Here is a 17,388-nt window from a genome sequence, read left to right as displayed (position 1 = left end):
CGGTGGTGCTCACCTTCACGTTCTTAACACCGGCTGCGCTTCCGGGCTTCTTTTTTACGGCGGGCAGCGGCTTTTTTTCGTGTTTCTTCCTGTCGGCCTCCACGGCGGCATTGAGCTGGTCGAAGTAGTCGCTGACGCCTTCCGGACGCACTTCATTCACCGCTTTGCGCGGGTTGGCATTTGCTTTCAGATGCGTGCTGTCAGTATAAAGAACGCGGCCATTCGCCATGCCCTGGCTCAGGGCCTGCTCCACGATACGGTCAAAAATCTGCTGGAAGATATCGCTGTCGTTAAAGCGACGGATACGGTTCTGGCTGAGCGTGGAGGCGTCGGGGACTTTCTCCGTCAGCCCCATACGCAGGAACCAGCGGTATGCAACGTTAACCAGGATTTCCTTCACCAGTCGTCGCTCTGACGGAACGCCGAAGAGATAACCGAGGAGCATCATTTTAATCAGGCGGACGGGGTCAACGGCAGGTCTGCCATTATCGGGACAGTAAAGATGGGCCACGGCGTCACGGATAAATTCGAAGTCGATAGCGGCGTCGATTTGACGAACCAGATGGTCTTCGGGAACCAGCTCGTCGAGGGTGATGGTTTCAAACTGGTACTGATGGGGAGAAGGTTGCTTAAGCATGGCAGTCAGTCCGTTAATTGCACTGACTTAATTAGATCAAAGTCCCGGCCTCACGGCCAGGACTTTGTCAGCAGTCTGAGCCTTGTAAATACAAGGCTTTTTTTTTGCATCAAACCCGCAATCGGGAGTGGATATATTCCGGCGAATTAACGCGGGGAAACGGTAACCTGGCTGCCGTTGCTTGCTATAGCCACGCGCTGACCCGCTGAGAAACGGGAATTTCCCTGCTTCTGCACAACCATAATGCTGTTGCCATCGTCTTTACGGATTTCCAGTTCAACACCCTGGGATTTGTTCATCGCGCCCTGAACGCCCTGACCGGCTACGCCGCCCGCCACTGCGCCTGCTGCTGTTGCCAGGGAACGGCCGGTTCCGCCGCCAATGGTGTTACCCAGGAAGCCACCCAGTACTGCGCCACCCAGCGCACCAACTACGTTATTTTCATCGCCGCCCTGAATTTGTACCTGACGGACGTTGACAACGGTGCCGTAAGTGACATTTTGCACCTGTCTGGCTTCAGAGGCGGAATAGACATCTCCGGAGAGAGTATTGTCGTTTACACAACCAGCCAGAGTAAAACCAACCAGCGTAACAGCCAGTATACGTAACATCATTTATGAATCTCCTGTTCACCAAAACATACTCTAATGAGCATCCGTCATGGGTAAATTATATGGCATTTCGCCATGACTGGCATGTCTTCTGCCAAAACGTTACGAAAATAATATCAGAGCCGGGATTAACCCCGTTTAAACGAGCTGATTATATGCCAGCGCAGGCCGTTTCTGATGAGGCTTAGTCTGACTTGATTGTTAAAAAGTATTTGTAATGGATAGTAATACTCAGCACTTTATGATGGAGTGACATCTTCAGTCTCGCAACGAAGGAAGACATATGAAATCGGGTCGCTATATTGGCGTGATGTCGGGGACGAGTCTGGATGGCGTGGATGTGGTCCTGGCCGCAATCGATGAACGCATGGTGGCGCAGCAAGCCAGCCTGACGTGGCCAATGCCGATCCCGTTGAAAGAGGCCATTCTGAGTGTCTGCCAGGGGCAACCGCTCACGCTCTCACAGTTGGGGCGTCTGGACAGTCAATTAGGCAAACTCTTTGCCGCCGCCGTGCAGGCGCTGCTGGCTCAGGAGCACCTGAGTGCCAAAGATATTGTCGCTATTGGTTGCCACGGTCAGACCGTCTGGCATGAACCGATGGGTGATGAACCGCACACCCTGCAAATTGGTGATAACAACCATATAGCCGCTCTCACCGGCATCACCGTGGTCGGGGATTTCCGCCGTCGCGATATCGCTCTGGGCGGGCAGGGCGCGCCCCTGGTGCCCGCGTTTCATCACGCACTGCTGGCCCATCCGACAGAGCGCCGGATGGTGCTCAACATTGGCGGTATTGCCAATATCTCCTTACTCTTCCCCGGAATGCCCGTGCGCGGTTATGACACCGGCCCCGGCAATATGCTGATGGATGCCTGGATTTGGCGCAAACTCGGTAAGCCCTATGATAAAGACGCGCAATGGGCCAGTTCCGGGAAAGTGATACTTCCGTTATTGCAAAATATGCTCAGCGATCCCTATTTTGCCGCTGCGGCGCCCAAAAGTACCGGACGTGAGTATTTCAACTACGGCTGGCTTGAGCGTCATCTGGCGCATTTCCCCGCTCTGGCTCCCCAGGATGTCGAGGCAACGCTGGCGGAACTCACGGCGGTGACCATTTCGGAGCAGGTTCTCCTTAGCGGGGGATGCGACCGTCTGCTGGTCTGCGGCGGGGGAAGCCGCAATCCGTTAGTTATGGCGAGACTCTCTGCGTTGCTCCCCGGAACAGAGGTGACGACCACTGATGAGGCGGGGATCAGCGGCGACGATATGGAAGCTCTGGCATTCGCCTGGCTTGCCTGGCGCACGCTGGCTGGCCTGCCGGGCAACCTGCCTTCCGTTACCGGGGCATCGCAGCCGAGCGTGCTTGGGGCCATTTTCCCCGCTAACCCGCGACAGAATCAGAGTTAACTGACGTTCAGTCGTCACGCTTACCGCTAGACTCCGGGTTGAGAGAGGGTGTTTTATCGCGCCCTCTAAGACCAGGACCGTCTCGGGAATATCGCATGAAAAAAATACTCATCGCCTGCCTGCCCGCACTCCTTGCCGGGTGCAGTTACTACAATCAATTCGTTGAGCGAATGCATACCGACACGCTGGAGTACCAGTGTGACGAGAAACCCCTCAGCGTCAAACTTAACAACACCCGTCAGGAAGCGCGTTTTGTTTACGACGACAAATTGCTGACTCTGGCGCAGGGGTTGTCCGCTTCTGGCGCTCGTTATACCGACGGGGTTTACGTCTTCTGGTCGAAAGGAGATACCGCGACGGTCTACAAGCGTGACCGTATCGTCCTGAACAACTGTCAGCTGAAAAATCCGCAACGTTGAGATTTTTGCAGGTGGGGCGCACAATAGCCCTACCTGATTACTCATTTTGCTAACGCCATGTCTGATAACGATCAATTGCAGCAAATCGCGCATCTGCGCCGTGAATATACCAAGGGCGGACTTCGTCGTAACGATCTGCCCGCTGAACCTTTGCCCCTTTTTGAACGCTGGCTGGGACAGGCATGCGAAGCGAAACTGGCCGACCCGACAGCGATGGTTGTTGCCACGGTGGACGAAAACGGACAGCCTTTCCAGCGCATTGTGTTGCTCAAACACTACGATGAACGCGGTCTGGTGTTTTACACCAACCTTGGCAGCCGCAAAGCCCACCATATCGAAAAAAATCCGGCTATCAGCCTGCTGTTCCCCTGGCATATGCTGGAGCGCCAGGTGATGGTGATTGGGAAAGCAGAGCGTCTCTCTACGCTCGATGTGGTGAAATACTTCCACAGCCGCCCTCGTGACAGTCAGATTGGCGCCTGGGTTTCCCAGCAATCCAGCCGTATTTCTGCGCGTGGTATCCTGGAAAGTAAATTCCTTGAGCTCAAGCAGAAGTTCCAGCAGGGCGAAGTACCGCTGCCCAGTTTCTGGGGAGGATTCCGCGTCAGCATTGAGCAGATGGAATTCTGGCAGGGCGGCGCTAACCGTCTTCACGATCGTTTTTTATATCAGCGTGAAAACGGCGCATGGAAAATTGATCGTCTCGCACCCTAATCCCTGAAATTTGTTGTTTTAAGCGCTGGCGCTGCGTGTGTTGGCGCTTTATTCTATGAGGCTTTCGTAACTGGCGAAAAGTCGTGTACCGGCAAAGGTGCAGTCGTTTTATATGGAGAATTTGATGGCAAGCAGTAACTTGATTAAACAATTGCAAGAGCGCGGGCTGGTAGCCCAGGTGACGGACGAGGAAGCGTTAGCAGAGCGACTGGCGCAAGGCCCGATCGCGCTCTATTGCGGCTTCGATCCCACCGCTGACAGCTTGCATTTGGGGCATCTTGTTCCTTTGTTATGCCTGAAACGCTTCCAGCAGGCAGGCCATAAACCTGTCGCACTGGTCGGTGGCGCAACGGGGCTGATTGGTGACCCGAGCTTTAAAGCCGCTGAGCGTAAACTGAACACCGAAGACACCGTGCAGGAATGGGTGGATAAGATCCGCAAACAAGTGGCTCCCTTCCTCGACTTCGATTGTGGTGACAATTCGGCGATTGCGGCCAACAACTACGACTGGTTTGGTGGCATGAATGTGCTGACCTTCCTGCGTGATATCGGCAAGCACTTCTCTGTAAACCAGATGATCAACAAAGAAGCGGTGAAGCAGCGTCTGAACCGTGACGATCAGGGGATCTCGTTTACCGAGTTTTCCTACAACCTGCTGCAGGGTTATGACTTCGCTTGCCTGAACAATCTGCACGGCGTTGCGCTGCAAATCGGCGGTTCCGATCAGTGGGGTAACATTACCTCCGGTATCGACCTGACCCGTCGTCTGCACCAGAACCAGGTCTTTGGTCTGACGGTCCCGCTGATCACCAAAGCTGATGGCACCAAGTTCGGTAAAACTGAAGGCGGCGCAGTCTGGCTGGATCCGAAGAAAACCAGCCCGTACAAGTTCTATCAGTTCTGGATCAACACCGCCGATGCGGACGTTTATCGCTTCCTGAAATTCTTCACCTTCATGGATATTGCGGAGATCAATGCCCTGGAAGAAGAAGATAAAAACAGCGGTAAAGCGCCACGTGCGCAGTATGTGCTGGCCGAACTGGTCACCCGCCTGGTGCATGGTGAAGAAGGGCTGGTGGCTGCCAAACGCATTACCGAAAGCCTGTTCAACGGCACCTTAAGCGCGTTGAGTGAAGCGGACTTCGAACAGCTGGCGCAGGATGGCGTGCCGATGATCGAAATGGAAAAAGGTGCGGACCTGATGCAGGCGCTGGTGGATTCCGAGCTGCAACCGTCCCGTGGTCAGGCGCGTAAAACCATCGCATCAAACGCAGTGACCATTAACGGTGAAAAACAGGCCGACCCGGAATATTTCTTCGCCGAGAGCGATCGTCTGTTTGGGCGTTATACGCTGCTGCGTCGTGGTAAGAAGAACTACTGCCTGATTTGCTGGAAATAAGCGGGCGGGAATGTAACAGAAGGGAGTGAGAAATCACTCCCTTTTTTTTGGCGACTTAAATACCTTCCGCAGCCATCGCGGCGGCAACCGCAGGACGGGCGGCCACACGCTGCATCCAGCCACCGATATGCCCCGTCTCTGGCAGCGTCAGTTTTACCGCAACGGCCCAGCGCAACACGGTAAACAGGTAAGCATCGGCAATGGAGAAGTGCTGACCATTAATCCACTGCTGATGTGCCAGCGCGTCTTCAACGTACTGGAGTTTTTTCTCCAGAAGCGCGCGGGCCGTAGGCTTGAACTCTTCCGGCGTATCCGGGCGGAACAGGGGCGTAAAGCCTTTGTGCAGCTCGGTGGCAACGAAGTTAAGCCACTCCAGCGTCTTGTAACGGGTAAAGTCCCCGACAGGCGCCAGCAGATGACTGTCCGGCGCGCTGTCTGCAACGAACTGCATAATGGCGACGCCTTCGGTTAACAGGGTGTCGGCGTCAATTTGCAGGGCAGGGATCTGCCCTTTAGGGTTGATGGCAAAAAAGTCATCACCGTTTTCCAGACGCTTTTTCATCAAATCCACGCTGATAAGCGTTACATCTTTCTCTGCTTCACGCAGGACAATATGGGAAGCCAGCGAGCAGGCGCCTGGTTTATAAAACAGTATCATGCATTACTCCGGATGGTTTTATTCCGCTATAGATTATTCCCTGCGGGAATAAAAAAAAGCCGCTAACAAAAAGTTAACGGCTTTGTAAGCTTTAGCAGCAAACCTTAAGCGGTTGCCGTCTCAGCGGTTTTCTCGTCTTTGCTGTCAGACTGCGTCATGCGGTTCAGTTTCGGGGCTGCCAGGATCATCAGCACCGAGATAACGGCAGTCACGATCCCAATTTGCAGGAAGACACGACCGTAAATTTCCAGCGACATCAGTGGGTCAGTCACGTTTTCCGGGATCGCCATCTGGTTGGCGACGTAACCGGCGATAATGTTAGCGCCCGCAGTGGTCAGGAACCAGCTACCCATGATAAAGCCCATCAGACGCTGAGGAACCAGCTGCGCCACCATTGCCAGGCCCAGGCCTGAGATCATCAGCTCACCAATACTCTGCAAACCATAGCTTGCCACCAGCCAGCTCACGGAAACGATACCGGCATCAGAGGCGAATTTGGTCCCCAGCGGCAGCACCAGGAATGCGGCACAGCACAGCACCATACCAATCGCGAATTTGTGCGGCATCGGCAGCGTGTCGCCCATCTTGTTATAGATAGCGGCCAGAATAGGGCTACCAATGATGATCCAGAACGGGTTCAGCGCCTGGAACTGTTCCGGCTCGAAGGCAATACCCAGCAGGGTGTGTTCAACGTTGCGAATGGCGAAGAAGTTCAGGGAAGTCGGCATCTGGCTGTACAGCACGAAGAAGATAATCGCCTGCAACATCAGAATAAAGGCCACAATCATTTTACGACGTGCCGCACCCTGAAGGGCGAAGGTCTCTTTGGCGAAGATGCAGACAATACACAGAGCCACGACACCCAGCACCATACGGGCGATCCCCTGGTTGTGCAGCAGCCATGTTGCGATAGTCACCAGCACCACGACGCCGACGATGGTTGCCAGCAGGTAGCCAACGCGCAGCGGTTCGAAGTCCGGTTTGGAACCATAGTTTTTGACCCAGCGCTTACAGAAGGCGAAGTTGACGATGGTGATCAGCAGGCCGACAACGCTCAGGGCGAAGGCGACGCTCCAGCCAAACTGCGCGGCAAGCCACGGGGTGGCAAGCATAGAGAAGAAAGAACCAACGTTAACGGACATATAGTACATTGTGAATGCACCGTCCAGGCGTGGATCATCCTTAGCATAGCAAGTGGAGAGCAGGGATGAGGGGTTGGCTTTGAACAGGCCGTTACCCACGGCAATTGCCGCCATACCCATATAAACGATACCTGCATCATGACCGGACCATGCCACCAGCGCGTAACCTACCGCCAGTACGATTGCGCCCAGCATAATCACGCGCTTGGTACCCAGCACCTTGTCGCCTAACCAGCCGCCGATGGCGACGAGGCCGTAGACCAGCGCACTAAAAGAGGAGAACAGGGTAATAGAATCTGACTCAGACATGCCCAGTTGTTTAACCAGGTAGACCGCCATGATCCCTTGCAGACCGTAAAAGCCGAAACGTTCCCACAACTCAATGGAGAAGATCAGATAAAACGCTTTTGGTTGTTTGAAAGCGTTCAGGCTCACGCTTTCCGTTGGTTTATTGTTTGCAGTAGACACAAATACCTCTTTTTTTACATCCCATTTTAACAGGGGTGATTCGACACGCGATTCCCAGTATTCATCGCGCTTATAATTATTGCGGGAAGGAAAACGGCGGGTAATGTTCCTTATCCTGGAGTTTGAGGCAATACTTTTGCAATAAACTGTTACATTTATCTTTTCCGATATTATAATCCGCGTCGACAAATATTATTCAGCGTTAAATTTCGCAACTTCAGTTATGGCAGCTTTTTTGACTACACAGCACCCTCTGATTTTCCTTTCAAGTGATATCTTCTGCTGTTTTGCTTTCAAGGTAGTTTATCGGACTATTATGATTTAATTTTATGGTGGTATCTGTTGTGTTTTGGCGAGTGTCAGGTGGGCTACGCAATCGTTATCGTCGCCGTGATCCAAAAATTAACATAATTTGATCGAGGCGCTAGCATTTATAACTGAGTAGAATTTTTTTGCTATAAAAAAACTATGCGCCAGGATAAATGCTAATAAGCAACATTAAGTGTAATAGCATGACGGTTTATGCGGGATAATCAGCGTGAAATACAGTCTGTCGCAGAGATGGCCTGCTTAACCCTACTGCTTTGCTTGTGTTGCGGTCGATAAGGGTACAAACCGGCGCGGGCGACAGTCTGTAGTAGATCAATGTTTTTGCGGATTTTGTTGTGCGACAGGCAGTAGTCGATGACAGCTCCGAAAGGCACTGGCAGACTTCTAACCACACTTTTTCTCGGAGTTTACCCCATGAATTTACACCCATGGCTGAATGCTGTGCATATCATTGCGGCCATCATCTGGATTGGCGGAATTTTGGTGATGGCCGTTGTCGCCAGCTGGTGTCAGCACCGGGTCAATCAACAGGCCGCCATACCCACGGAACTGCTCTCATTCGTCCGCCAGTGGAGTCGTAAGATAACGTCGCCGGCGATGGTGCTGTTATGGCTGGTGGGGATAGCGATGGTGATTATTCATGGCAAGATGCCGCACCTGTGGCTGGTGCTGAAAATCCTGCTGGTTGTGGGGTTGTCCGGCATCCACGGGGTGTTGACCGCAACCTTGAGAAGACTGGCAACAGGCACGACGACCCGGATCCCGGCGATTATCGGCCATGCCTCTGCCATTGTGCTGCTGCTGGTGACCCTGATTATACTGCTGGCAATCATCAGGCCGTTCTGAAAAGCGTAAATTCAGAGTTCTGTTTTGCTCTCGAATTCGCACAGATCTTCAATGATGCATGAGCCGCAGCGTGGTTTGCGCGCCACACAGGTATAACGGCCGTGCAAAATCAGCCAGTGGTGACAATCAACTTTAAATTCCGCCGGGACGACGCTGAGCAGTTTATCTTCCACCTGCTCGACGTTTTTACCCGGCGCAAAATGGGTACGATTGCAGACGCGAAAAATATGCGTATCAACGGCGATAGTCGGCCAGCCAAAGGCCGTGTTAAGCACCACGTTAGCGGTTTTACGCCCGACGCCGGGCAGCGCCTCCAGCGCCGCTCTGTCTTCAGGCACCTCGCCCGCGTGCTGTTCCAGCAGAATACGGCAGGTCTTAATCACGTTTTCGGCTTTGGTATTAAACAGGCCAATGGTTTTGATATAGCTTTTAAGCCCGTCGACGCCCAGCGCAAGCATGGCCTGCGGCGTGTTCGCGACAGGGTAGAGCAGCGCCGTGGCCTTGTTAACACTCACATCAGTGGCCTGTGCTGAGAGCAGCACGGCAATCAGTAGCTCAAAGGGGGAGTTAAAATTGAGTTCCGTTGTCGGATGCGGGTTGTTATCCCGCAGGCGGGTGAGAATTTCCCGCCGCTTCATTTTATTCATTAAGCCTTCCCGGGCAGCGTCTGAGTCGTTTCGCTGGCTTGCACCACCGCACGGCGCTTCTTCGAACGTTCATCAATCAGGTATTTAATCGCCAGCAGCATACCCAGGCCGATAAATGCGCCAGGAGGCAGCATGGCCAGCAGAAATGATGAATCGGTGTGGAACACTTCAATACGCAGTACTTTCGCCCAGTTACCCAGCAGACTGTCAGCACCGTCAAACAGGGTGCCATTGCCGAGAATTTCGCGAATCGAACCAAGGGTAAACATGGTACAGGTGGCGCCCATACCAATTGAAAAGCCGTCCAGAGCTGAAAGACCTGGCCCTTTTTTGGCGGCGAAGGCTTCGGCGCGACCCACCACAATACAGTTGGTTACGATCAGCGGGATGAAGATACCCAGCGACTGATACAGCCCGTAGGCATAGGCGTTGATCAGCATTTGCACGATGCTCACCACTGAGGCGATGATCATCACGTAAATAGGAATGCGGATTTCCGACGGCGTCCAGCGGCGCACCAGAGAGATGGTGAAGTTGGTCAGGGTTAAAACCAGCGTGGTGGCAAGACCCAGACCTAAAGCGTTGGTGGCGGTGGAGGTGACCGCCAGCAGCGGACACATTCCCAGCAACTGCACCAGCGCGGAGTTATTTTTCCACAATCCCTGGACGATAATTTCTTTAATTTCGCTCATGGTTACTCCCCACAGGTCGGTAAGCTGGCAAGTTGCGTCGGCAACGTTTGGGCATAAAGGCCTGCGCGTTTTACGGCGTTGACTACCGCGCGCGGGGTGATGGTTGCCCCGGTGAACTGATCAAAATCACCGCCGTCTTTCTTCACGGCCCAGTGCGTGTCATTCGCGCCAGCGATCTTTTTGCCCGTAAAATGAGTTATCCAGTCGGAAATGCGCAGCTCTATTTTATCCCCAAGTCCCGGGGTTTCGTGATGTTCCGTCACGCGGGTACCGAGCACCGTTCCGTTGAAATCCGCGCCAACCAGCAGCTGGATCACCCCGGAATAGCCATCGGGCGCGGTGGCTTCGATCACGGCGCCTGTCGGGGTGTCGTCGCGGCGGGCAATATACACCCGGTGTTTGCCTTTACCCAGCTCCGGCGCGTCGACCAGATAGCAGCTGTTTTGCAATGCATTATTATAGCTGTCGGCAGGCAGGACCTGACTAAACAACGCTTTTTGTTGCAGTACTGCCTGTTCGGCAATGGTGGATTTGGTCAACTGGTTAATGGCCGCAGTCATACCGGTTGACGCCGCAGCAAACAGCGTCAGGGTCATGCCATATTTACGCATAGTATCCAGCATGGCGGTTCCTTAGCGATGGCCGTACACGCGCGGGCGTGTAAAGTAATCAATTAATGGCACGGTAATATTCGCCAGCAGGACGGCGAAAGCAACGCCGTCCGGGTAGCCGCCGAAACTGCGGATAAGCCACACCAGCAACCCGGCCAGCGCGCCAAAGATCAGGCGACCTTTGTTGGTCGTCGAGGCGGTGACCGGATCGGTCAAAATAAAGAAGGCGCCCAGCATGGTGGCTCCGGAGAGCAAATGCAGCTGCGGCGAGGCCAGGCTTTCAGGTGACAACACCCAGCCAAGCGTGGCGCAGATCGCAAGCGACAGCAAGAAACTGAGTGGGATATGCCAGCGGATGGTTTTGCTCCATAGCAGCACCACGCCACCAAGCAAATAACCTAAGTTAACCCACTGCCAGCCCATGCCTGCCAGCACGCCGCCATAGATGGGGGCCTGGAGGATCTCATTGACGCTGTGCCCGGCATGCAATGAGGTCTTGAAGGTATCAAGCGGGGTTGCCTGACTGATACCGTCAATGCCCATACGCAGGCCATCCATCGTAAGACCTGTCGCGGTATGGCCGCTGAAAATAATGCCGAGCGCATCCATAAATCCGGGTACTGTTTTTGCGATTTCATAAGGCGGCAGCCAGCTGGTCATCTGCACCGGGAAAGAGATCAGCAAAACGACGTAGCCTATCATCGCCGGGTTAAATGGGTTATGGCCCAGACCACCGTAAAGCTGTTTGGCAATAATAACGGCGAACACCGTCCCCAGCACTACCATCCACCAGGGGGCGAAGGGCGGAATACTGATGGCCAGCAACAGCCCGGTGAGCAGGGCGGCGTTATCCGCCAGGATTGCTTTCACATTTTGCTTTCGCAGGCGCAGAACCAGTGCCTCTGCGGCAAGCGAAGTGGCGATGGCGAGAAGGATTTGGATCAGCGTCCCCCAGCCAAAAAACCACAGTTGCGCCGCGATGCCAGGCAGGGTCGCAAGGACAACCAGCAGCATAATGCGCGATGTCTGGCGCTGGTTATGGGTATAAGGGGAGCTTGCGATTCTGAAAACCATTTAATCCTCGTTAACAACGTGCTGTGCGGCTTTTTTTGCCTGAACCCGAGCGATGGCTGCCGCTACTGCCGCTTTACGGGGATCATCATTTGCGGCATCCGTCGGTGCGGTCTGCTGCTGTAATTTTCTGGCTTTCGCTCTGGCGATGGCGGCCTCAACGGCGGCTTTGCGTGGGTCAACCGGCTCTGCCACCGGCGCAGGCTCTTCAGCGCGTGGTGCGGTCTCCGCCGCCGTCTGCTGCTGTAATTTTCTGGCTTTCGCTCTGGCGATGGCGGCCTCAACGGCGGCTTTGCGTGGGTCAACCGGCTCTGCCACTGGCGCAGGCTCTTCTGCGCGTGGTGCGGTCTCCGTCGCCGTCTGCTGCTGCAATTTTCTGGCCTTCGCTCTGGCGATGGCAGCCTCAACGGCCGCTTTACGGGGATCGGCAGATTCAGTAGCGTCAGCAACAGGCGTGGTTGCCTCATTAGCCTGCAAGGCTTTTTCTGCCTGGCGGGCGCGCGCCTGCGCTTTGCGCGCTTCACGGGCGGCAATCACATCGCTGTTATCCGGCGTGCTGCCAGCCTGCACCACCAGGGTCTGAGCCGCAGAGGTGTGTTTTTCTCGCACCCGGGCCAGGGCGGCGTCAATGGCCTGCTGATCCTGGGCTGCGGGTTGCGCGGCGGCTTGTTTATGGCGCTGGGCACGGGCCGTTTTTTCTCGTTCCAGGCGTGCTTGGCGGGCTTCAAAGCGGGCTTTGGCTTCCGCATTGCGCTTTTCTTCCTCAGCGATGGCATAGATTTCTGCCTTCTCCTGACGGAAGTATTGCACCAGCGGAATACTGCTCGGACAGACCCAGGCGCAGGCGCCGCACTCAATACAGTCCGAAAGATTATGGGCTGTGGCTTTATCGTGTTGCTGGCCTTTGCTGAACCAGTAAAGCTGCTGGGGTAACAGATCCGCAGGGCAGGCATCAGCACAGGCGCTGCATCGAATACAGCCTTGTTCTTCCTGCTGTTCACCCATTTCACTGGCGGAGGGGGCGAGCAGACAGTTGGTGATTTTTACCACCGGCACATCCAGCCACGGCAGGGTAAAGCCCATCAGCGGTCCACCCATAATCACCAGTTGTTCAGCCCCAGGACAGAATCCTGCGTTATCCAGCAGATGACGCACTGGCGTACCCAGACGCGCCCAGACGTTACCCGGTTGGTTGATGCTTTCGCCGGTCAGGGTCACCACGCGTTCAGTTAACGGCTCACCATCGATAATGGCGCGCTTTATGGCATAAGCGGTGCCGACGTTCTGCATCAGGATACCGATATCAGATGAACGGCCGCCGTGCGGAACCTGTTTGCCGGTCAGAATTTGGGTCAGCTGTTTGGCCCCGCCGGATGGATACTTGGTCGGGATGACGCGCAGTTGAATATCATGAGAATTCGCCAGCACGGCGCGCAGCATTGAAATCGCCTGTGGCTTATTATCCTCGATACCAATCAGTACCTGACGCGGTTGCAGGATATGCATCAGGATACGAACACCTTCAATAATTTGCGCGGCGCAATCCTGCATCAGGCGATCGTCGGCAGTGATGTAAGGCTCGCATTCGGCAGCATTGATAATCAGCGTTTCGATCAGGTCGCCGCCACCTTTAAGCTTCACCCCGGTCGGGAATCCGGCGCCGCCTAATCCAGCCACGCCGAACTGATGAATGCGCTCAATCAGCGCACTGCGGTCGCGAGTGCGGTAATCGTTCCAGCCGTCACGTTCAATCCATCTGTCTTCGCCGTCGGCATCAATGATGACGCTCAGCTCCGGTAACGCGGAAGGGTGGGCTGTGGAGTGGGGGGCTATCGCACTAATTATACCGGAGGTAGGAGCATGCACCGGTAGCATACGGCCGCGTCCACGGGTTAAGGGCTGCCCGCGCAGAACCCGATCGCCGACGCTTACGCACAGCTCGCCTTCAGCGCCAATATGCTGTTTTAGCGGAATAGCAAAACGTGTCGCCAGCGGCACATGGCGCAGCGGCGTGCTGGCAGACTGCATTTTCATCTCAGGCGGATGAATGCCACCGTGGAAATCCCACAGTTTGTCTTTGCGAAAAGCGGAAAATAACTTAAGCATGTTGTTCCACGGGAATAATACGCACGGGAATTGTGTGCAGGTCCCATTTCCAGCTGGCGGTCGTTGTGGCCACCGGACGCAACTCAATACAGCGGGTCGGACACGGATCGACACACAGATTACAGCCAGTACAAAGGTCGCTCATTACCGTATGCATGGCCCGCGTGGCGCCAACAATGGCGTCAACCGGGCAGGCCTGAATACATTTGGTGCAGCCAATACAGTTGGCTTCATCAATGATGGCGAGCATACGTACGGGTTCCTGCGCTGTCTCGTCACCGTCGACAGGCTGGGGATCCACATTTAACATTTCGGCGATTTTGAGCATCACCGCTTCTCCGCCGGGTGCGCAGCGGTTAATTTTTTCGCCTTGCAGGCCAACGGCCTCAGCGTAAGGGCGGCAGCCAGGATAGCCGCATTGCCCGCACTGACTTTGAGGCAGCAGGTTATCAATTTTTTCGACAACCGGATCGTCCGCAACCGCAAAGCGGCGCGACGCATAACCCAGAATGACGCCGAACAACAGCCCGAGAATGCTCAGGGCGACAATGGCTATCCAGATTGCATTCATTACAACTTCACCAGCCCACTAAAGCCCATAAAGGCCAGAGACATTAAACCTGCGGTGATCAGCGCAATGGCATTACCGCGAAACGGTGCGGGCACATCGGCAACGACAAGGCGTTCGCGAATGGCGGCAAACAGCACCATAACCAGTGAAAATCCGACGGAGGCAGAAAAACCATATAACGCGGATTGCAGGAAATTATGCCCAAGGTTGATGTTGAGCAGCGGCACACCGAGTACAGCGCAGTTGGTGGTAATTAACGGCAGAAAAATACCCAGCAGACGATAGAGCGCAGGACTGGTTTTACGCACCACCATTTCGGTGAACTGCACCACTACGGCAATAACCAGAATGAAAGCCAGGGTCCGCAGGTAGACCAGATCCAGAGGGATAAGCAGCCAGGTGTCGAGGATCCACGCGCAGACTGAAGCCAGCGTGATCACGAACGTCGTGGCAAGCCCCATGCCCATTGCGGCTTCGAGTTTTTTGGATACGCCCATAAACGGACACAGGCCAAGAAACTTCACGAGAACGAAATTATTGACCAGAACGGTTCCGATAAAGAGCAGCAGATAGTCTGTCATGAGATGGCCTGAAATAAAAAAGCCGCCTATTATCCGTCAAATGACAGCAGGCGACAACTGTATAACTGTAAGGTTATTACGGATTCACAAAAGTCTGTTTGACCCGCTGTGAGCGTTTGAAATAAGGCACTGTCAGTGCGGTGGCAACAAGAGCATACAGCAACTCACGGACGGCCACATCATCCGAAACGGCGGAAAAGGCAAACATCTTTAACGCCAGCAGGAGGGTGATAAGTAGCCAGACGATCATATGTTTTAAGACGCTGCGACGGCGCTTAAAAAAGGCCGCTACCAGCCACAGCGTGTAGCACCAGACTCCAAGAGCAAAGGCGAACGAGAGAAACCAGAGAGCAATGCTGGCGAAGGGAACATTACCGACGGCGGCAATAACCTGCGGAACCAGATCGCGGATAATATAAAATAAACTCCGTGACTGGCCCAATAGTGAAACCAGCAACCACGCCAAAGGGGCCAGTAGCCAGCCTCCAATTCTCTCGTCAGGCATCGTTGTCATGCTTTATCCTCGTCAACCATCAGGAATTTACCGGCCTGGGAGTATAAAGCATTATGCAGCGAATGCTACCGGCACTATTGAACGTAATGCCAGACTGATTTAGGTACACAGCCAATATCGAACAAACGGCCGCCAGAGACCAGTTCGGCACGGCGATGATCGGCAGCGCGGTACATGTTAATGATTTCCGTGTTATCAGTCAGAGTGTAGTTGAGGTGATCGAACAGTTTTTCCAGACTTTCAAGGGAACTGATTTTGCGAAATTTTAATAAATAGTCCTGAACGGTCATGTTAAGCGTTATCCATATAATAGAAAGACAATAAAACATTCGCGGGTAATTCGTTTGAATAATAAACTGGCCGGACAACGTGTAATTGTCCCAGAATGCCCAGCCAGCATTAATTAAGAATTTTCTTTAAAAGGTTACAACAGACACCAGAACGCTGTCTGGTGATGAAGATTAGCGCTCTTCGCAACACCTGGCAATACACAACTGATTGCCATAATTAAGGATGTGCGCGTTCTCTTTGCCCTTTATTTCTTCTGCGTGACGATACTCTGCTCAGGCGGTTGGTAATTATCGATATGACTGGCGAAGACTAAAAGAACGGTCGAAACGCCCAGCACAACCCACCCCATTAATTCAATGATACGATTGAAGATTGAGACCATCTGTTTACTACTCCCTGCTAAAACTCCCTGAACTCAGTTAACGGATGTTACCGATGAGAGAAGATAACGACAAGATACTGTCTGTATTTTTCAGCAAATACCGCTAACTGAGATGAATTACTGCGAATATTCCTGGTTCTCCGGCTATTGTTACTGACTAACTCATTGTTGTGAGCGAGTGAGAGATAGTGTGAAATAGCTGTTCCAGTGAAATGAGGCCGCGAGTATGAGTGAAAATATCCGTGTTGGATTAATAGGCTATGGTTATGCCAGTAAAACCTTCCATGCACCGCTGATTGCGGGTACGCCAGGTATGGAGCTGGCTGCAATATCCAGTAGCGATGCCGCCAAAGTAAAAGCGGACTGGCCTGCAGTGCCGGTTGTTGCGCAACCAAAGCACCTGTTTGACGACCCCAAAATTGACCTGATTGTCATCCCGACGCCCAACGATACCCATTTCCCACTGGCGAAAGCCGCGCTGGAGGCGGGTAAACATGTGGTGGTGGATAAACCCTTCACCGTCACGCTGTCGCAGGCAAGAGAGCTGGACGCGCTGGCAAAAAGCGCCGGACGTGTGTTATCGGTTTTCCATAACCGTCGCTGGGACAGCGACTTTCTGACCCTGAAAGGGCTGCTTGCCGATGGCTCGCTGGGTGAGGTGACATACCTGGAGTCGCATTTTGACCGCTATCGCCCGGAAATCCGCAACCGCTGGCGTGAACTGGCGGGGCCGGGGAGTGGTATCTGGTACGATCTTGGTCCGCATCTGCTGGATCAGGTGGTGAATCTTTTCGGCTTACCTGTCGCCCTGAATGTCGATCTGGCTCAGTTACGGCCAGGAGCCCAGGCAACGGATTATTTCCACGCGGTGCTCACTTATCCACAGCGACGGGTTATTCTGCACGGTACTTTACTGGCGGCTGCGGAGTCCGCACGCTATATCGTGCATGGCACCCGGGGCAGTTTTGTTAAATTCGGCCTCGACCCACAGGAAGAGCGGCTTAAAAGTGGTGCTCGTCTGCCGCAGGAAGACTGGGGCTACGATATGCGTGATGGGGTACTGACACGTGTTGAAGGGGAAGAGCGGGTGGAAGAGACCTGGCTGACCGTTCCGGGAAATTATCCGGCCTATTACGCCGGTATCCGTGATGCCTTGACTGGCCTCGGTGAAAATCCGGTTCCGGCAAGCCAGGCGATTCAGATAATGGAATTGATCGAACTTGGGATCGAGTCCGCAAAGCATCGAGCGACACTCAGTCTGACCTGATGATACTGCCGCTCTACAGAGCG

20 protein-coding genes and 1 pseudogene are annotated in these 17,388 nt (G+C 54.0%); 6 read left to right on the top strand and 15 right to left on the bottom strand.

Annotated elements, in window-relative coordinates; all coding sequences use genetic code 11:
• Both ACSZO4_RS04225 and slyB read right to left on the bottom strand, forming a co-directional pair.
• Positions 1 to 637 (bottom strand): transposase (locus tag ACSZO4_RS04225; protein ID WP_437887595.1); only part of this gene is annotated, 637 nt, incomplete at its 3' end.
• 146 nt (positions 638 to 783) lie between these two features.
• Positions 784 to 1,251 carry an outer membrane lipoprotein SlyB gene (gene slyB / locus ACSZO4_RS04220; protein ID WP_437887594.1) on the bottom strand — a complete coding sequence of 156 codons (468 nt, stop codon included), beginning with the start codon at positions 1,249 to 1,251 and terminating at the stop codon, positions 784 to 786.
• A 280-nt stretch (positions 1,252 to 1,531) separates the two neighbouring features.
• On the opposite strand from slyB, the gene anmK reads away from it, so the two are divergent.
• The 4 genes from anmK to tyrS all read left to right on the top strand — a co-directional run bounded on the left by anmK (position 1,532) and on the right by tyrS (position 5,188).
• The gene (gene anmK / locus ACSZO4_RS04215) at positions 1,532 to 2,656 is read left to right on the top strand and encodes an anhydro-N-acetylmuramic acid kinase (RefSeq protein WP_437887593.1); all 1,125 of its coding nucleotides are present in this window, start codon (positions 1,532 to 1,534) and stop codon (positions 2,654 to 2,656) included.
• Positions 2,657 to 2,751: 95 nt separating this feature from the next.
• On the top strand, positions 2,752 to 3,075 hold the full coding sequence (gene mliC, locus ACSZO4_RS04210) for a C-type lysozyme inhibitor (RefSeq protein WP_437887592.1): 324 nt from the start codon (positions 2,752 to 2,754) through the stop codon (positions 3,073 to 3,075).
• A 57-nt stretch (positions 3,076 to 3,132) separates the two neighbouring features.
• Positions 3,133 to 3,789 (top strand): pyridoxamine 5'-phosphate oxidase, encoded by a 657-nt coding sequence (gene pdxH / locus ACSZO4_RS04205; protein ID WP_437887591.1) that lies wholly within the window; start codon positions 3,133 to 3,135, stop codon positions 3,787 to 3,789.
• Between the two features lie 124 nt (positions 3,790 to 3,913).
• Positions 3,914 to 5,188, top strand: a complete 1,275-nt coding sequence (gene tyrS, locus ACSZO4_RS04200; protein ID WP_437887590.1) for a tyrosine--tRNA ligase — start codon at positions 3,914 to 3,916, stop codon at positions 5,186 to 5,188.
• 55 nt (positions 5,189 to 5,243) lie between these two features.
• Here tyrS and gstA read toward each other — a convergent pair whose 3' ends face one another.
• Together gstA and dtpA are read right to left on the bottom strand one after the other, a co-directional pair.
• Complete coding sequence (gene gstA, locus ACSZO4_RS04195; RefSeq protein WP_437887589.1) at positions 5,244 to 5,846, bottom strand: glutathione transferase GstA; 603 nt, start codon at positions 5,844 to 5,846, stop codon at positions 5,244 to 5,246.
• 104 nt (positions 5,847 to 5,950) lie between these two features.
• A complete protein-coding gene (dtpA, locus tag ACSZO4_RS04190) occupies positions 5,951 to 7,456 on the bottom strand; it encodes a dipeptide/tripeptide permease DtpA (RefSeq protein WP_437887588.1) in 1,506 nt (501 codons plus the stop codon).
• A 744-nt stretch (positions 7,457 to 8,200) separates the two neighbouring features.
• Here dtpA and ACSZO4_RS04185 point away from each other — a divergent pair.
• Positions 8,201 to 8,632 carry a CopD family protein gene (locus tag ACSZO4_RS04185; RefSeq protein ID WP_437887587.1) on the top strand — a complete coding sequence of 144 codons (432 nt, stop codon included), beginning with the start codon at positions 8,201 to 8,203 and terminating at the stop codon, positions 8,630 to 8,632.
• Between the two features lie 11 nt (positions 8,633 to 8,643).
• Here ACSZO4_RS04185 and nth read toward each other — a convergent pair whose 3' ends face one another.
• From nth to blr, 11 genes and pseudogenes are all read right to left on the bottom strand, one after another.
• The gene (nth, locus tag ACSZO4_RS04180) at positions 8,644 to 9,279 is read right to left on the bottom strand and encodes an endonuclease III (RefSeq protein WP_437887586.1); all 636 of its coding nucleotides are present in this window, start codon (positions 9,277 to 9,279) and stop codon (positions 8,644 to 8,646) included.
• Positions 9,279 to 9,971, bottom strand: coding sequence for an electron transport complex subunit E (locus tag ACSZO4_RS04175; protein WP_437887585.1), 693 nt, complete (start codon positions 9,969 to 9,971; stop codon positions 9,279 to 9,281). The genes nth and ACSZO4_RS04175 overlap by 1 nt, the downstream gene beginning before the upstream one ends.
• Positions 9,972 to 9,973: 2 nt before the next feature.
• A complete protein-coding gene (rsxG, locus tag ACSZO4_RS04170; protein WP_437887584.1) occupies positions 9,974 to 10,594 on the bottom strand; it encodes an electron transport complex subunit RsxG in 621 nt (206 codons plus the stop codon).
• 9 nt (positions 10,595 to 10,603) lie between these two features.
• The gene (gene rsxD / locus ACSZO4_RS04165; protein ID WP_437887583.1) at positions 10,604 to 11,656 is read right to left on the bottom strand and encodes an electron transport complex subunit RsxD; all 1,053 of its coding nucleotides are present in this window, start codon (positions 11,654 to 11,656) and stop codon (positions 10,604 to 10,606) included.
• The gene (gene rsxC, locus ACSZO4_RS04160) at positions 11,657 to 13,759 is read right to left on the bottom strand and encodes an electron transport complex subunit RsxC (protein ID WP_437887582.1); all 2,103 of its coding nucleotides are present in this window, start codon (positions 13,757 to 13,759) and stop codon (positions 11,657 to 11,659) included.
• Complete coding sequence (gene rsxB / locus ACSZO4_RS04155; protein ID WP_437887581.1) at positions 13,752 to 14,330, bottom strand: electron transport complex subunit RsxB; 579 nt, start codon at positions 14,328 to 14,330, stop codon at positions 13,752 to 13,754. The genes rsxC and rsxB overlap by 8 nt, the downstream gene beginning before the upstream one ends.
• Complete coding sequence (rsxA, locus tag ACSZO4_RS04150; RefSeq protein WP_437887580.1) at positions 14,330 to 14,911, bottom strand: electron transport complex subunit RsxA; 582 nt, start codon at positions 14,909 to 14,911, stop codon at positions 14,330 to 14,332. Before rsxA ends, rsxB begins: the two co-directional genes overlap by 1 nt.
• Positions 14,912 to 14,987: 76 nt before the next feature.
• Positions 14,988 to 15,353: a DUF2569 domain-containing protein gene (locus ACSZO4_RS04145; RefSeq protein WP_437887598.1), complete on the bottom strand. Its 366-nt coding sequence runs from the start codon at positions 15,351 to 15,353 to the stop codon at positions 14,988 to 14,990.
• A pseudogene (locus ACSZO4_RS04140) lies at positions 15,332 to 15,425 on the bottom strand (DUF2569 domain-containing protein); the annotation flags it as partial. The pseudogene ACSZO4_RS04140 and the gene ACSZO4_RS04145, both read right to left, overlap by 22 nt.
• A 74-nt stretch (positions 15,426 to 15,499) precedes the next feature.
• Positions 15,500 to 15,715, bottom strand: a complete 216-nt coding sequence (gene ydgT, locus ACSZO4_RS04135) for a transcription modulator YdgT (RefSeq protein WP_044177000.1) — start codon at positions 15,713 to 15,715, stop codon at positions 15,500 to 15,502.
• Between the two features lie 245 nt (positions 15,716 to 15,960).
• Complete coding sequence (blr, locus tag ACSZO4_RS04130) at positions 15,961 to 16,098, bottom strand: division septum protein Blr (RefSeq protein WP_437887579.1); 138 nt, start codon at positions 16,096 to 16,098, stop codon at positions 15,961 to 15,963.
• Positions 16,099 to 16,324: 226 nt separating this feature from the next.
• On the opposite strand from blr, the gene ACSZO4_RS04125 reads away from it, so the two are divergent.
• A complete protein-coding gene (locus ACSZO4_RS04125) occupies positions 16,325 to 17,365 on the top strand; it encodes an oxidoreductase (protein WP_437887578.1) in 1,041 nt (346 codons plus the stop codon).
• The last annotated feature ends 23 nt before the right edge of the window (positions 17,366 to 17,388 follow it).

Origin of the sequence: Phytobacter sp. V91 (assembly GCF_965644225.1) — a bacterium.
Classification (GTDB): Bacteria; Pseudomonadota; Gammaproteobacteria; order Enterobacterales; family Enterobacteriaceae; genus CBFFRJ01.
This window is presented reverse-complemented; position numbering and strand designations above follow the sequence as displayed.

Coding starts and splice junctions, on each gene's coding strand:
- slyB (WP_437887594.1), bottom strand. CDS start 1,251: ATGATGTTACGTATACTGGCTGTTACGCTGGTTGGTTTTACTCTGGCT.
- anmK (WP_437887593.1), top strand. CDS start 1,532: ATGAAATCGGGTCGCTATATTGGCGTGATGTCGGGGACGAGTCTGGAT.
- mliC (WP_437887592.1), top strand. CDS start 2,752: ATGAAAAAAATACTCATCGCCTGCCTGCCCGCACTCCTTGCCGGGTGC.
- pdxH (WP_437887591.1), top strand. CDS start 3,133: ATGTCTGATAACGATCAATTGCAGCAAATCGCGCATCTGCGCCGTGAA.
- tyrS (WP_437887590.1), top strand. CDS start 3,914: ATGGCAAGCAGTAACTTGATTAAACAATTGCAAGAGCGCGGGCTGGTA.
- gstA (WP_437887589.1), bottom strand. CDS start 5,846: ATGATACTGTTTTATAAACCAGGCGCCTGCTCGCTGGCTTCCCATATT.
- ACSZO4_RS04185 (WP_437887587.1), top strand. CDS start 8,201: ATGAATTTACACCCATGGCTGAATGCTGTGCATATCATTGCGGCCATC.
- nth (WP_437887586.1), bottom strand. CDS start 9,279: ATGAATAAAATGAAGCGGCGGGAAATTCTCACCCGCCTGCGGGATAAC.
- ACSZO4_RS04175 (WP_437887585.1), bottom strand. CDS start 9,971: ATGAGCGAAATTAAAGAAATTATCGTCCAGGGATTGTGGAAAAATAAC.
- rsxG (WP_437887584.1), bottom strand. CDS start 10,594: ATGCTGGATACTATGCGTAAATATGGCATGACCCTGACGCTGTTTGCT.
- rsxD (WP_437887583.1), bottom strand. CDS start 11,656: ATGGTTTTCAGAATCGCAAGCTCCCCTTATACCCATAACCAGCGCCAG.
- rsxC (WP_437887582.1), bottom strand. CDS start 13,759: ATGCTTAAGTTATTTTCCGCTTTTCGCAAAGACAAACTGTGGGATTTC.
- rsxB (WP_437887581.1), bottom strand. CDS start 14,330: ATGAATGCAATCTGGATAGCCATTGTCGCCCTGAGCATTCTCGGGCTG.
- rsxA (WP_437887580.1), bottom strand. CDS start 14,911: ATGACAGACTATCTGCTGCTCTTTATCGGAACCGTTCTGGTCAATAAT.
- ydgT (WP_044177000.1), bottom strand. CDS start 15,715: ATGACCGTTCAGGACTATTTATTAAAATTTCGCAAAATCAGTTCCCTT.
- blr (WP_437887579.1), bottom strand. CDS start 16,098: ATGGTCTCAATCTTCAATCGTATCATTGAATTAATGGGGTGGGTTGTG.
- ACSZO4_RS04125 (WP_437887578.1), top strand. CDS start 16,325: ATGAGTGAAAATATCCGTGTTGGATTAATAGGCTATGGTTATGCCAGT.